This is a genomic window from Bacillus testis, from assembly GCF_001243895.1.
GTDB lineage: Bacteria > Bacillota > Bacilli > Bacillales > DSM-1321 > Bacillus_AD > Bacillus_AD testis.
This window is the reverse complement of the sequence record NZ_LN851186.1, coordinates 863,548-876,721: the sequence shown is the minus strand read 5'-3', so window position 1 is coordinate 876,721 and position 13,174 is coordinate 863,548. Positions and strand designations below refer to the sequence as shown.

The 13,174-nt window shown below is 44.5% G+C and carries 5 protein-coding genes, 31 tRNA genes and 4 rRNA genes (1 of these 40 cut by a window edge); 3 read left to right on the top strand and 37 right to left on the bottom strand.

Annotation, left to right across the window (positions count from 1 at the left end; genetic code table 11):
* Positions 1-491: IS3 family transposase (locus BN1765_RS04875; protein WP_187119422.1), on the top strand; the 491-nt coding region annotated here is incomplete at its 5' end.
* Positions 492-498: 7 nt separating this feature from the next.
* Here the strand turns inward: BN1765_RS04875 and BN1765_RS04870 are convergent.
* Complete coding sequence (locus tag BN1765_RS04870) at positions 499-1,104, bottom strand: DUF969 domain-containing protein (RefSeq protein WP_082195412.1); 606 nt, start codon at positions 1,102-1,104, stop codon at positions 499-501.
* 339 nt (positions 1,105-1,443) lie between these two features.
* Between BN1765_RS04870 and istA the strand changes: the two genes are divergently transcribed.
* Complete coding sequence (istA, locus tag BN1765_RS04865; protein WP_050613671.1) at positions 1,444-2,871, top strand: IS21 family transposase; 1,428 nt, start codon at positions 1,444-1,446, stop codon at positions 2,869-2,871.
* Complete coding sequence (istB, locus tag BN1765_RS04860) at positions 2,868-3,653, top strand: IS21-like element helper ATPase IstB (protein ID WP_147554150.1); 786 nt, start codon at positions 2,868-2,870, stop codon at positions 3,651-3,653. The genes istA and istB overlap by 4 nt, the downstream gene beginning before the upstream one ends.
* Here istB and BN1765_RS04855 read toward each other — a convergent pair.
* The 36 genes from BN1765_RS04855 to BN1765_RS04680 all read right to left on the bottom strand — a co-directional run.
* Positions 3,623-4,843, bottom strand: coding sequence for an ISL3 family transposase (locus tag BN1765_RS04855; protein ID WP_082195411.1), 1,221 nt, complete (start codon positions 4,841-4,843; stop codon positions 3,623-3,625). The two genes, istB and BN1765_RS04855, sit on opposite strands and share 31 nt — an antisense overlap.
* 177 nt (positions 4,844-5,020) lie before the next feature.
* A tRNA-Leu gene (locus BN1765_RS04850) sits at positions 5,021-5,102 on the bottom strand.
* 7 nt (positions 5,103-5,109) lie between these two features.
* Positions 5,110-5,183: transfer RNA gene (locus tag BN1765_RS04845), tRNA-Cys, on the bottom strand.
* A gap of 15 nt (positions 5,184-5,198) precedes the next feature.
* Positions 5,199-5,273, bottom strand: a tRNA-Gly gene (locus BN1765_RS04840).
* A gap of 5 nt (positions 5,274-5,278) precedes the next feature.
* Positions 5,279-5,353, bottom strand: a tRNA-Gln gene (locus tag BN1765_RS04835).
* A 45-nt stretch (positions 5,354-5,398) separates the two neighbouring features.
* Positions 5,399-5,474, bottom strand: a tRNA-His gene (locus tag BN1765_RS04830).
* 11 nt (positions 5,475-5,485) lie between these two features.
* Positions 5,486-5,559: transfer RNA gene (locus tag BN1765_RS04825), tRNA-Trp, on the bottom strand.
* A gap of 8 nt (positions 5,560-5,567) precedes the next feature.
* Positions 5,568-5,651: transfer RNA gene (locus BN1765_RS04820), tRNA-Tyr, on the bottom strand.
* A 20-nt stretch (positions 5,652-5,671) separates the two neighbouring features.
* A tRNA-Thr gene (locus BN1765_RS04815) sits at positions 5,672-5,744 on the bottom strand.
* 10 nt (positions 5,745-5,754) lie between these two features.
* Positions 5,755-5,830, bottom strand: a tRNA-Phe gene (locus BN1765_RS04810).
* A 25-nt stretch (positions 5,831-5,855) separates the two neighbouring features.
* A tRNA-Asp gene (locus BN1765_RS04805) sits at positions 5,856-5,931 on the bottom strand.
* A gap of 7 nt (positions 5,932-5,938) precedes the next feature.
* Positions 5,939-6,012: transfer RNA gene (locus BN1765_RS04800), tRNA-Met, on the bottom strand.
* A 9-nt stretch (positions 6,013-6,021) separates the two neighbouring features.
* Positions 6,022-6,097, bottom strand: a tRNA-Val gene (locus tag BN1765_RS04795).
* 12 nt (positions 6,098-6,109) lie between these two features.
* Positions 6,110-6,184, bottom strand: a tRNA-Glu gene (locus BN1765_RS04790).
* Positions 6,185-6,204: 20 nt separating this feature from the next.
* Positions 6,205-6,297: transfer RNA gene (locus BN1765_RS04785), tRNA-Ser, on the bottom strand.
* Positions 6,298-6,303: 6 nt separating this feature from the next.
* Positions 6,304-6,378: transfer RNA gene (locus BN1765_RS04780), tRNA-Asn, on the bottom strand.
* 9 nt (positions 6,379-6,387) lie between these two features.
* Positions 6,388-6,503: ribosomal RNA gene (rrf, locus tag BN1765_RS04775) — 5S ribosomal RNA — on the bottom strand.
* A 520-nt stretch (positions 6,504-7,023) separates the two neighbouring features.
* Positions 7,024-7,105: transfer RNA gene (locus tag BN1765_RS04770), tRNA-Leu, on the bottom strand.
* 950 nt (positions 7,106-8,055) lie between these two features.
* Positions 8,056-8,137: transfer RNA gene (locus tag BN1765_RS04765), tRNA-Leu, on the bottom strand.
* A 7-nt stretch (positions 8,138-8,144) separates the two neighbouring features.
* A tRNA-Cys gene (locus BN1765_RS04760) sits at positions 8,145-8,218 on the bottom strand.
* Positions 8,219-8,233: 15 nt separating this feature from the next.
* A tRNA-Gly gene (locus BN1765_RS04755) sits at positions 8,234-8,308 on the bottom strand.
* Between the two features lie 5 nt (positions 8,309-8,313).
* A tRNA-Gln gene (locus BN1765_RS04750) sits at positions 8,314-8,388 on the bottom strand.
* 45 nt (positions 8,389-8,433) lie between these two features.
* Positions 8,434-8,509: transfer RNA gene (locus tag BN1765_RS04745), tRNA-His, on the bottom strand.
* An 11-nt stretch (positions 8,510-8,520) separates the two neighbouring features.
* A tRNA-Trp gene (locus BN1765_RS04740) sits at positions 8,521-8,594 on the bottom strand.
* Positions 8,595-8,602: 8 nt separating this feature from the next.
* Positions 8,603-8,686, bottom strand: a tRNA-Tyr gene (locus BN1765_RS04735).
* 20 nt (positions 8,687-8,706) lie between these two features.
* Positions 8,707-8,779 (bottom strand) — tRNA-Thr (locus BN1765_RS04730).
* A 10-nt stretch (positions 8,780-8,789) separates the two neighbouring features.
* Positions 8,790-8,865: transfer RNA gene (locus BN1765_RS04725), tRNA-Phe, on the bottom strand.
* A gap of 25 nt (positions 8,866-8,890) precedes the next feature.
* A tRNA-Asp gene (locus BN1765_RS04720) sits at positions 8,891-8,966 on the bottom strand.
* A gap of 7 nt (positions 8,967-8,973) precedes the next feature.
* Positions 8,974-9,047: transfer RNA gene (locus BN1765_RS04715), tRNA-Met, on the bottom strand.
* A 9-nt stretch (positions 9,048-9,056) separates the two neighbouring features.
* A tRNA-Val gene (locus BN1765_RS04710) sits at positions 9,057-9,132 on the bottom strand.
* A 12-nt stretch (positions 9,133-9,144) separates the two neighbouring features.
* Positions 9,145-9,219 (bottom strand) — tRNA-Glu (locus BN1765_RS04705).
* Between the two features lie 20 nt (positions 9,220-9,239).
* Positions 9,240-9,332: transfer RNA gene (locus BN1765_RS04700), tRNA-Ser, on the bottom strand.
* A 6-nt stretch (positions 9,333-9,338) separates the two neighbouring features.
* Positions 9,339-9,413 (bottom strand) — tRNA-Asn (locus tag BN1765_RS04695).
* A 9-nt stretch (positions 9,414-9,422) separates the two neighbouring features.
* A 5S ribosomal RNA gene (gene rrf / locus BN1765_RS04690) occupies positions 9,423-9,538 on the bottom strand.
* A 170-nt stretch (positions 9,539-9,708) separates the two neighbouring features.
* A 23S ribosomal RNA gene (locus BN1765_RS04685) occupies positions 9,709-12,645 on the bottom strand.
* Positions 12,646-12,975: 330 nt separating this feature from the next.
* Positions 12,976-13,174 (bottom strand): 16S ribosomal RNA (locus BN1765_RS04680); it runs 1,343 nt beyond the window's last position.
* Together the 16S, 23S and 5S rRNA genes with 15 tRNA genes alongside form the textbook arrangement of a ribosomal RNA operon.

Below are 13,174 nucleotides of genomic sequence, written 5' to 3'. Positions count from 1 at the left end.
AAGAAGAACTGGCTGTCGTTGTCAGTGACCTGACGTATGTACGTGTCAAGGATTCCTGGAACTATATCTGCTTATTGATTGATTTATATAACCGTGAGTTGATTGGACACAGTGTAGGACCGAAAAAAGATGCCAAACTGGTGAGTAAAGCACTGTCTACTGTGCAACATGATCTGCGATTGATCACCTTATTTCATACAGACCGAGGCAGCGAATTCAAAAATAAGCATTTGGATGAAACGCTTGAAACTTTTGAAATTAAGCGGTCATTAAGTATGAAAGGATGTCCCTATGATAACGCAGTGGCAGAAGCGACTTACAAAATCTTAAAAACAGAGTTTGTGAGAGGACGAACATTTGAAACACTCGAACAGTTACGTTCTGAACTATATGATTATGTCCATTGGTTTAACCATTTCAGAATTCACGAAACATTGGGATATTTAAGTCCCGTTCAGTTTAAAGAAACACACCTTAAAAAAAGTGTCTAGTTTAGTGTTACCATTCCATTACAGCTACTGGTATAGCAACTTTCGACACTTGGAGTGTATCTACCTGCATTCCCAGCCCCTCTAATGTAGAAGCAATTAAAAGGACGCCCGCATTTGCTATAAATACATTTTGGGCAAAGAAATTACCAATATTATCTGAAGCTGCAGAATAAGCTTTTATTTTTTCAATATCTTTTTCATCTACTTTATCTCCGCACTGAGCAACAGTTGCACCTTCTGCCATTGGACTTACTAAAGGCCTAACAAATTGCGGGTGTCCACCAAGTGTTACCCCCATTGCTATAGTTGCTTCTCTTAATAAAGTATAACCACTTAACAATTTCCCCACTGATAAGTTCCTTGCTTTCTTAATGAGCATTACTGCTTTAGCTTTTAATCCATATCTTTCACATAATCCTATAACAGGAATTGTGATCATAAATAAACAAGTTACTCTATTGTTTACAAAAGCTTCTCCTAATGTATTCAGTATTTCTACAATGTTCATTTTTGCCACTAATCCAGTCGCAATACCAGCTGCTACTACAACAGCTATTGTATCTAACTTTAATGCAAATCCAATTATTATTATGGCAATTCCTAATAACTCCATTTACTGCACTCCTATTCCATTAATTTATTATTTCGCAATAGTTTTTTAATTATATAATCAACCTTTTACAATGTAAATAACATGGGAACATAAACACGAAGACGCTTTAGGAATTTAACTGGTTATATCGGTGGAAAATGGTTTAGTTAGAGGTATTAGAAAAGAGGAAAAGAGCCTTGCTGCATCATTCATGTGTAATGCAAAATAAAAGTGCAGACTTGTGCAACGTTTTTGTACAGAGTCTAGCACTTTTTTTAGTGCCATAAAAAAAAGACTTGCCAGTCACCCCAAGTCCCTCTACTGTATAGGTGTCTAATCAAACAGTGGAGGTAAGAAAGGATGCTAGCAATGTCTGAGGTTCATTGTATCAAATTAATGAGAAATCAAAAAGGGTTATCTATTTCCAAAATCGCAAAAACCATGAATATCAATTGGCGGACCGCAAAAAAATATGCGGATAAAGATCAGGTACCCACTTCTAAAATTCAATCTAAAAAAGGAATGATGTATGAAGAACGTTGGGGAGAGATGGTATGTGATTGGTTGGAAGAAGATGCTCGCTTAAAAAAGAAACTTCGTAGAACAAATAAACAACTTTTTCAAGAATTATTGAAGTATGGCTTTCCCGGTTCTTATCGAACCGTTTGCCAATTTATTTCGGATTGGAGGGCGACTGAAGAGAGTCAAAAGGATAAAGGATATGAGCGATTGAATCATCCAATTGGAGAAGCTCAGGTTGATTTTGGAATCATGGAGGCTGTGCTGGAGGGGGAAATAGTCGATATACATGCATTAATTATGTCTTTCCCCTATAGTAATGTGGCTTTCTCTGTCCCACTTCCTTCAGAAAATCAAGAATGCTTTTTAAGTGGATTAAAGCAATTGTTTGAACAAGCAGGTGGCGTACCAAAAAGTATACGAATTGATAATCTAACGCCAGCTGTCAAAAAAGTAAGGGATTCAAATGGAGAAGCTCAATTAACAGATGAATTGATGGCTTTTCAAAACCATTATGGATTTGACGTACAAGTATGTAATCCCCGAAGTGGACATGAAAAAGGAAGCGTGGAAAGAAAGGTTGGTTATATACGATACAACTTTTTTAGCGTCCCTCCAGTAATAAAGGATTTTGATGACTTGACTGAACAATTAAAAGAAGTATTACAGAAAGATCGACAAAGAGAACATTATAAGAAACAAGAATCAATAGAGTATCTGTGGGAAGAAGAACAAAAGAAGTTATATAAGCTGCCAGAAGAAGATTATCCTGTGTTTAAGGAAACATTGATTAAAGTAAATAAATACAATGAATTCAAATTGGATCAACATCTTATTCATATTCCTAAAGCCAAAAATTATTATCCTTTATACTGTATTCTATATTGGGATCAATATCGGATTGTGACCGGTAATGGAGAAATATTACTAACGGACTTCCGTCCGTACATGAAGAAGAGAAGATTAATCCCATGGAGTGACATATTGAAAGATTGGATGCATAAACCGCGTGTTATTGGACATTCACGATATAAGGAATACTTACCGGCTAGGATTCGTGAGTATCTTTTGGTTCCCTCATTAGCTATTCGTAAACAACGAATCAATGAAATAATTAGTCTGTTATTACAGCATGATATGAAAGAAATTGAAGAACATTTTTATGAGTATATTGGCCAACGGGATAACGAAATCAATCATCCTTATGAAGTGGAGTGGTCTAGCTATGATGCTTTACAACCTACTCCGGAAGGAGTGCAACAAGAGTGAATGAGGCCATTTTAAAGTTATGTAGGCAATTAAAATTGCCTTATATGGCAGAAGGATATGAAGACATTCCTTTTACGACTCGGGAAGAATTCATTTATCACCTTTTATTAAAAGAACAAGTCGGAAGAGAACAAGCAAAAGCGATAAGAAATATAAAAAAAGCTCGTTTTATTGATCATAAAGTATTAGAGACCTATCAATGGCACAAGGATATCCATTTACCGGCCCATCTGACAAAAGAGGAACTAATGGATCTATCATTTGTTTCGAGGAAAGAAAATGTGATTCTAGTAGGAGCTCCTGGAACAGGGAAAACCCACTTAGCTTCCGCCTTAGGTAGACGTGCGTGCGAAAAAGGATATGATGTGAGATTTTATAGGGTATCTCATTTAGTAGAGGAATTAGAGAAAACGTTAGCAAATGGTCGATTTGCTTCTTTCCGACGAAAATTAGAGAAAGTAGATGTATTGATATTAGATGAAATGGGCTATGTCCCTTTTGGCACAGAAGGTGCCGAATTACTGTTTCAACTCATTTCAGAGTGCTATGAACAAAAAAGTTTAATTATTACTTCTAACTTGGAGTTTAGCCAATGGAATCGAATCTTTTCCGATTCCCGATTAACAGCAGCTTTAGTAGATCGTTTAATTCATCACGCTCATATTGTTTCATATACCGGAAGTAGTTTCCGTTTGGCTAATGCCTTNGGTTCTTTTTCAAGTGTTGGGGTAGAGAACATTTCTCTGCCCCTTTATCCTAATGAATTGCCTATTGATTTATAGTGGTGATGCAGGAGGATTCGTGCCCTAAAACGAGCGAAGTTCCTGAACCCAAAGGCATTCCGTTTCATGACCTTTGTCAAGTTGTTCAACCCTTCCACAAACCCATTGGAGTACCCAAATTCAAAACGGTTAAGGATTTCCGTTTCCCAATTTCGATAGGTCTGGACGGTTTTCACGAACTCAGGAATCCTGCTTTCTTCCACCTTTTCATAAAACGCATGCAGCGCTTCTTTTGTCTTCTCGATATGGCCTGGCCCCCGCCGTTTGGCTTCGTTAAACCACTCATAAAAGGCCTCTTTCAACCCATACGCTATTTTTAATTCAGGGGACAGCGCAAAGTATCTTTCCAGATACCATTTATCTGTTTTTGTAAGCTTGTGGGAAGCTTTATGAAAGACGTAACGGACCTTCTTACACTTTTTACGGTCGTATGCATGCCACTCGTTTTGTTCCCTCACACGGATCTTGTCGAGCGCCCAATTCATATACCGGACGAAATGAAACCCATCCGCCACGATCACAGGACCGTCCAAGGCCTGTTTGACAGCTGCCTTGAAGGCGTGGCTCATATCCATGACAACCACTTCCACCTTGGCCCCATGTTTCCGCAAGTACTCTTTAATTGTGTCTTTCCGTCTGTTTGGCAGGATGTCGATCGGTTCGCGGGTCACGGCATTGGCAATGATCAATTGATATTTTTCCTTTCCGGAATCCCCTTTGAATTCGTCGATGGCAATCGCTTTGGGCAAGGCCTTCTCTCCCTTGATTGATTGGGGGATAATCCGGTCAAAACGCCGTATGATCGTACTGACGGATGTATGGTATTGGGCCGCAATTTCGGTGAATGTCTTGGCTTTGACGGTACGAATCTGGACCTGTTGATTCCATTCCTTCGAATGGTGTTGATACCTCTCCACAAAAGGATTTTCCTCATAGAAACGTTTCCCGCACAAGCAGGCATATCTCCTTTTCCGATAGATAATCATGGTGGGGCGTTCCGCCATTTTCAGATGCTTAATCTTTTGGATACGGTAGTCATGGACACGCTTGGTCTCCTTCGAACAGGAAGGGCAGGCATGGTCCTTAATCGGCATTTCAATATATATTTGGTAGATTCCTTCATTGATGTCGGTTTTGATGATGGTTGCCCCTTCAAGTCCGGGCAGAATCATGTTAAAATGCAAGTGCACACATCTCCATTTCTATCTTGTTTCTCGACAATTCAAGTATAAGAAATTTAGGAGCTTGTGTGCTCTTTTTTTGCCCATTTTTAAGTGGACACCCTAACGTTTAGTTTTAAATATACATACAATAAAAAACCTTGCTATGATTACTCAAAGCAAGGTTTTTTATGACTGTCTTTCTAATACCGGTGGCCGGGGTCGAACCGGCACTCCGTGAGGAACACGATTTTGAGTCGTGCGCGTCTGCCAATTCCGCCACACCGGCAAATAATTGGAGGCGGCAACCGGATTTGAACCGGTGATAAAGGTTTTGCAGACCTTGGCCTTACCACTTGGCTATGCCGCCAGACAATATATATTATGGAGCGGAAGACGGGATTCGAACCCGCGACCCCAACCTTGGCAAGGTTGTATTCTACCACTGAACTACTTCCGCATAAATGGCTGGGCTAGAAGGATTCGAACCTTCGCATGACGGAATCAAAATCCGTTGCCTTACCGCTTGGCTATAGCCCATTAATCATATATATGCACTCATTATTTAATTTATGATAGGAATAATGGGGCGACTGATGGGAATCGAACCCACGAATGTCGGAACCACAATCCGATGCGTTAACCACTTCGCCACAATCGCCATTATTTAATTGGCAGGGGTAGTAGGAATCGAACCCACACTGACGGTTTTGGAGACCGTAGTTCTACCTTTAAACTATACCCCTATAATAAATGGTGGAGGGGGGCAGATTCGAACTGCCGAACCCGAAGGAGCGGATTTACAGTCCGCCGCGTTTAGCCACTTCGCTACCCCTCCGATATAAAGTTTGAGAAAGATGCCGGCAAGAGGAGTCGAACCCCCGACCTACTGATTACAAGTCAGTTGCTCTACCAACTGAGCTACACCGGCATTGTAAATATGGTGGCTCAGGACGGAATCGAACCGCCGACACAAGGATTTTCAGTCCTTTGCTCTACCGACTGAGCTACTGAGCCAAAAATATTTTGTTTCGAGTGAAAATGGCGGTCCCGACGGGAATCGAACCCGCGATCTCCTGCGTGACAGGCAGGCATGTTAACCGCTACACCACGGGACCTTTTCGATTGCGGGGGCAGGATTTGAACCTGCGACCTTCGGGTTATGAGCCCGACGAGCTACCAGACTGCTCCACCCCGCGATGGTAATATGGTGGAGGATGACGGGATCGAACCGCCGACCCTCTGCTTGTAAGGCAGATGCTCTCCCAGCTGAGCTAATCCTCCGTAATATGTAAATGGTGACCCGTACGGGATTCGAACCCGTGTTACCGCCGTGAAAGGGCGGTGTCTTAACCGCTTGACCAACGGGCCAACTGCTTATTTTAATTAAATGGCGGAGAGCAAGGGATTTGAACCCTTGAGACAGTTTATCACCGCCTACACGATTTCCAATCGTGCTCCTTCGGCCTCTCGGACAGCTCTCCATATTATGGCTCCGCAGGTAGGATTCGAACCTACGACCGCTCGGTTAACAGCCGAGTGCTCTACCACTGAGCTACTGCGGATCAATATGAGCCTGGCGACGTCCTACTCTCGCAGGGGGAAGCCCCCAACTACCATCGGCGCTGAAGAGCTTAACTTCCGTGTTCGGAATGGGAACGGGTGTGACCTCTTCGCCATCGCCACCAGACATTTGCTGTCTATCTTCCTTTTGGAAAACAGAAGCTTTTCTCTCAAAGACATATATTATTATAATATATTTTGAGGAATTTGCAAGAAGAAATTTAAATTTATTTCTTAAATTTATTCCTTCAAAACTAGATAACGGAAGGAGTAAATCATGTGTCCAAACATGNTTGTTTCATATACCGGAAGTAGTTTCCGTTTGGCTAATGCCTTATCAAAAAAAGCATAAAAAATACTGGGTGGCAATACTCTGTATTTTCCGCTGCAATACTCTGCACTTTTTTCTTGCAAAATACAATTCACACAGCAAGGCTCTGGCTCTAACAATAAAGTGAAACTTTGATCGGGCAACATTAATTGGGCCAACCGATTTATTACTGCGCTTGATTTTTCGCTTATACTTCTCCATCTTCATTCTCGTGTGGAAGCAGTAGTCTTAGCACCAGTTAAAACAGCATAAATGCAAAAAAAGACCTCAACTTAATGGTTGAGGTCTTTTTTGTTTGTCTTTCGACCAAATTTGATACCGGTGGTCGGGGTCGAACCGACACTCCCGAAGGAACACGATTTTGAGTCGTGCGCGTCTGCCAATTCCGCCACACCGGCATAGAAAATATTGTGACATAACAAATTGACACTTATTATATTATATGAAAATCTATCTGTTGTCAATCATAAAATAAAAAAATATAGATGCTTTTACCTAAAAAATTTTATTGGAGCTAAAGCGTTTTCTGCAAATAGATTCATGGGTGAAGTTTTCATACATCCTCCGCCGATTTTTAACAGAAGCGATCGAATTCTTACTGGCGCTTGATCTCCGACTTGCACTTCTTTGTCTTCACTCCCGTGTAGAAGCGGGAGTTTGAGCACCAATTGGAATGAGATATAACATCTGTAGCGCTTCTTCTTTTATCTTTCAACCATGGCCTTGTTTGGCTTTGTTACACTACGCTTCATTCAAACTTATACACTTTTTTAACTTCAAAGCAAAATGTCTTTCCAAATACCGTCTATCTTATTTCGTAAGTTTGTGGGAAGATTTATGAAATACATAACGGGCACCTTCATATACTTTTTGTGGTTGTATACGTATGCCATCCATTTTGTTCCCTTGCACGGACTTTATCGGTCGAGTGTTCAAATTCATATAACGTACCAAATAAAACTGATCCTCCATGAAAAACAGGCTCTCCAAACCATATTACTTGCTAGCCACTCCCACCTTGCTCCCACGTTTTCATAATTACTCTTTAATTGTGTCTTGCCGTATTTAATCGGCATTTCAATGAATATTGGTAGATTCCTTCATTGATGTCGGTTTTGATGATGGTTGCCCCTTCAAGTCCGGGCAGAATCATGTTAAAATGCAAGTGCACACATCTCCATTTCTATCTTGTTTCTCGACAATTCAAGTATAAGAAATTTAGGAGCTTGTGTGCTCTTTTTTTGCCCATTTTTAAGTGGACACCCTAACGTTTAGTTTTAAATATACATACAATAAAAAACCTTGCTATGATTACTCAAAGCAAGGTTTTTTATGACTGTCTTTCTAATACCGGTGGCCGGGGTCGAACCGGCACTCCGTGAGGAACACGATTTTGAGTCGTGCGCGTCTGCCAATTCCGCCACACCGGCAAATAATTGGAGGCGGCAACCGGATTTGAACCGGTGATAAAGGTTTTGCAGACCTTGGCCTTACCACTTGGCTATGCCGCCAGACAATATATATTATGGAGCGGAAGACGGGATTCGAACCCGCGACCCCAACCTTGGCAAGGTTGTATTCTACCACTGAACTACTTCCGCATAAATGGCTGGGCTAGAAGGATTCGAACCTTCGCATGACGGAATCAAAATCCGTTGCCTTACCGCTTGGCTATAGCCCATTAATCATATATATGCACTCATTATTTAATTTATGATAGGAATAATGGGGCGACTGATGGGAATCGAACCCACGAATGTCGGAACCACAATCCGATGCGTTAACCACTTCGCCACAATCGCCATTATTTAATTGGCAGGGGTAGTAGGAATCGAACCCACACTGACGGTTTTGGAGACCGTAGTTCTACCTTTAAACTATACCCCTATAATAAATGGTGGAGGGGGGCAGATTCGAACTGCCGAACCCGAAGGAGCGGATTTACAGTCCGCCGCGTTTAGCCACTTCGCTACCCCTCCGATATAAAGTTTGAGAAAGATGCCGGCAAGAGGAGTCGAACCCCCGACCTACTGATTACAAGTCAGTTGCTCTACCAACTGAGCTACACCGGCATTGTAAATATGGTGGCTCAGGACGGAATCGAACCGCCGACACAAGGATTTTCAGTCCTTTGCTCTACCGACTGAGCTACTGAGCCAAAAATATTTTGTTTCGAGTGAAAATGGCGGTCCCGACGGGAATCGAACCCGCGATCTCCTGCGTGACAGGCAGGCATGTTAACCGCTACACCACGGGACCTTTTCGATTGCGGGGGCAGGATTTGAACCTGCGACCTTCGGGTTATGAGCCCGACGAGCTACCAGACTGCTCCACCCCGCGATGGTAATATGGTGGAGGATGACGGGATCGAACCGCCGACCCTCTGCTTGTAAGGCAGATGCTCTCCCAGCTGAGCTAATCCTCCGTAATATGTAAATGGTGACCCGTACGGGATTCGAACCCGTGTTACCGCCGTGAAAGGGCGGTGTCTTAACCGCTTGACCAACGGGCCAACTGCTTATTTTAATTAAATGGCGGAGAGCAAGGGATTTGAACCCTTGAGACAGTTTATCACCGCCTACACGATTTCCAATCGTGCTCCTTCGGCCTCTCGGACAGCTCTCCATATTATGGCTCCGCAGGTAGGATTCGAACCTACGACCGCTCGGTTAACAGCCGAGTGCTCTACCACTGAGCTACTGCGGATCAATATGAGCCTGGCGACGTCCTACTCTCGCAGGGGGAAGCCCCCAACTACCATCGGCGCTGAAGAGCTTAACTTCCGTGTTCGGAATGGGAACGGGTGTGACCTCTTCGCCATCGCCACCAGACATTTGCTGTCTATCTTCCTTTTGGAAAACAGAAGCTTTTCTCTCAAAGACATATATTATTATAATATATTTTGAGGAATTTGCAAGAAGAAATTTAAATTTATTTCTTAAATTTATTCCTTCAAAACTAGATAACGGAAGGAGTAAATCATGTGTCCAAACATGTTAATTAGGTTAAGTCCTCGACCGATTAGTATTCGTCAACTCCATGTGTCGCCACACTTCCATCTCGAACCTATCAACCTGATCATCTCTCAGGGGTCTTACTAGCTTGACGCTATGGGAAATCTCATCTTGAGGGGGGCTTCATGCTTAGATGCTTTCAGCACTTATCCCGTCCGCACATAGCTACCCAGCGATGCCTTTGGCAAGACAACTGGTACACCAGAGGTGCGTCCATCCCGGTCCTCTCGTACTAAGGACAGCTCCTCTCAAATTTCCTACGCCCGCGACGGATAGGGACCGAACTGTCTCACGACGTTCTGAACCCAGCTCGCGTACCGCTTTAATGGGCGAACAGCCCAACCCTTGGGACCGACTACAGCCCCAGGATGCGATGAGCCGACATCGAGGTGCCAAACCTCCCCGTCGATGTGGACTCTTGGGGGAGATAAGCCTGTTATCCCCGGGGTAGCTTTTATCCGTTGAGCGATGGCCCTTCCATGCGGAACCACCGGATCACTAAGCCCGACTTTCGTCCCTGCTCGACTTGTAGGTCTCGCAGTCAAGCTCCCTTATGCCTTTGCACTCTACGAATGATTTCCAACCATTCTGAGGGAACCTTTGGGCGCCTCCGTTACATTTTAGGAGGCGACCGCCCCAGTCAAACTGCCCGCCTGACACTGTCTCCCACCCCGATTGAGGGGTGCGGGTTAGAATTTCAATACAACCAGGGTAGTATCCCACCGACGCCTCCACCGAAGCTGGCGCTCCGGCTTCAAAGGCTCCTACCTATCCTGTACAAGCTGTACCAAAATTCAATATCAGGCTGCAGTAAAGCTCCACGGGGTCTTTCCGTCCTGTCGCGGGTAACCTGCATCTTCACAGGTACTATAATTTCACCGAGTCTCTCGTTGAGACAGTGCCCAGATCGTTACGCCTTTCGTGCGGGTCGGAACTTACCCGACAAGGAATTTCGCTACCTTAGGACCGTTATAGTTACGGCCGCCGTTTACTGGGGCTTCGATTCAAAGCTTCGCTTGCGCTAACCTCTCCTCTTAACCTTCCAGCACCGGGCAGGCGTCAGCCCCTATACTTCGCCTTGCGGCTTCGCAGAGACCTGTGTTTTTGCTAAACAGTCGCCTGGGCCTATTCACTGCGGCTCTCTCGGGCTTGCACCCTACCAGAGCACCCCTTCTCCCGAAGTTACGGGGTCATTTTGCCGAGTTCCTTAACGAGAGTTCTCTCGCACACCTTAGGATTCTCTCCTCGCCTACCTGTGTCGGTTTGCGGTACGGGCACCTTTTATCTCGCTAGAAGCTTTTCTTGGCAGTGTAGAATCAAGAACTTCGGTACTAAATTTCCCTCGCTGTCACAGCTCAGCCTTCACGGCAACGGGATTTGCCTCGTTGCCAGCCTAACTGCTTAGACGCACATATCCAGCAGTGCGCTTACTCTATCTTACTGCGTCCCTCCATTGCTCAAACGATAAAGAGGTGGTACAGGAATATCAACCTGTTGTCCATCGCCTACGCCTTTCGGCCTCGGCTTAGGTCCCGACTAACCCTGAGCGGACGAGCCTTCCTCAGGAAACCTTAGGCATTCGGTGGAAGGGATTCTCACCCTTCTTTCGCTACTCATACCGGCATTCTCACTTCTAAGCGCTCCACCAGTCCTTCCGGTCTGACTTCACAGCACTTAGAACGCTCTCCTACCACGCATACCATACGGTATGCATCCACAGCTTCGGTGATACGTTTAGCCCCGGTACATTTTCGGCGCAGAGTCACTCGACCAGTGAGCTATTACGCACTCTTTAAATGGTGGCTGCTTCTAAGCCAACATCCTGGTTGTCTAAGCAACTCCACATCCTTTTCCACTTAACGTATACTTTGGGACCTTAGCTGGTGGTCTGGGCTGTTTCCCTCTTGACTACGGATCTTATCACTCGCAGTCTGACTCCCGATGATAAGTCTTTGGCATTCGGAGTTTGACTGAATTCGGTAACCCGATGAGGGCCCCTAGTCCAATCAGTGCTCTACCTCCAAGACTCTAACAATCGAGGCTAGCCCTAAAGCTATTTCGGAGAGAACCAGCTATCTCCAAGTTCGATTGGAATTTCTCCGCTACCCACACCTCATCCCCGCACTTTTCAACGTGCGTGGGTTCGGGCCTCCATTCAGTGTTACCTGAACTTCACCCTGGACATGGGTAGATCACCTGGTTTCGGGTCTACGACCACATACTATATCGCCCTATTCAGACTCGCTTTCGCTGCGGCTCCGTCTCTTCAACTTAACCTTGCATGTAATCGTAACTCGCCGGTTCATTCTACAAAAGGCACGCCATCACTCATAAATGAGCTCTGACTACTTGTAGGCACACGGTTTCAGGATCTATTTCACTCCCCTCCCGGGGTGCTTTTCACCTTTCCCTCACGGTACTGGTTCACTATCGGTCACTAGGTAGTATTTAGCCTTGGGAGATGGTCCTCCCTGCTTCCGACGGGATTTCTCGTGTCCCGCCGTACTCAGGATCCACTCAAGAGGGAACGAAGTTTCGACTACAGGGTTGTTACCTTCTATGACAGGCCTTTCCATGCCTCTTCATCTACCCCGTTCCTTTGTAACTCCATATAGAGTGTCCTACAACCCCGAAAGGCAAGCCTTCCGGTTTGGGCTATCTTCCGTTTCGCTCGCCGCTACTCAGGAAATCGCGTTTGCTTTCTCTTCCTCCGGGTACTTAGATGTTTCAGTTCCCCGGGTCTGTCCTCCATACCCTATGTATTCAGGTAAGGATACTGCTCCATTACGAGCAGTGGGTTTCCCCATTCGGAAATCTCTGGATCAAAGCTTACTTACAGCTCCCCAAAGCATATCGGTGTTAGTCCCGTCCTTCATCGACTCCTAGTGCCAAGGCATCCACCGTGCGCCCTTTCTAACTTAACCATTATGGTTATCGCATCTTCCGTCAGGAAGAATACGTTCAACATTTCGCAAGAAATATTGGTTTTACTTGGTGTGTTTGGATGCAAAAATTTACTTTGCCTTCTTACTGTTATCTAGTTTTCAAGGAACAAATCCGTCGAATGATCAACTTCGTTCTTCTTCGTCAGCTTCAATCACTCAGTCACTCACTTATGAAAATAAGATCGTTCCTTCGTTTAATCGCTTCCTCGAATAACTCGTTGCTGATTCGACTCAGTTTTATGTTTGAGAAAGGAATGCTCTCTCAAAACTAAACAAGACAGTCACGTAACATTCTTCTAATTTCCTTAGAAAGGAGGTGATCCAGCCGCACCTTCCGATACGGCTACCTTGTTACGACTTCACCCCAATCATCTGTCCCACCTTAGGCGGCTGGCTCCAAAAGGTTACCCCACCGACTTCGGGTGTTACAAACTCTCGTGGTGTGACGGGCGGTGTGTACAAGGCCCGGGAACGTATTCACCGCGGCATGCTGATCCGCGATTACTAG

Bases quoted from the DNA above. Each gene is read 5' to 3' on its own strand.
- BN1765_RS04870 (WP_082195412.1), bottom strand. From the start codon at position 1,104: ATGGAGTTATTAGGAATTGCCATAATAATAATTGGATTTGCATTAAAG.
- istA (WP_050613671.1), top strand. From the start codon at position 1,444: ATGCTAGCAATGTCTGAGGTTCATTGTATCAAATTAATGAGAAATCAA.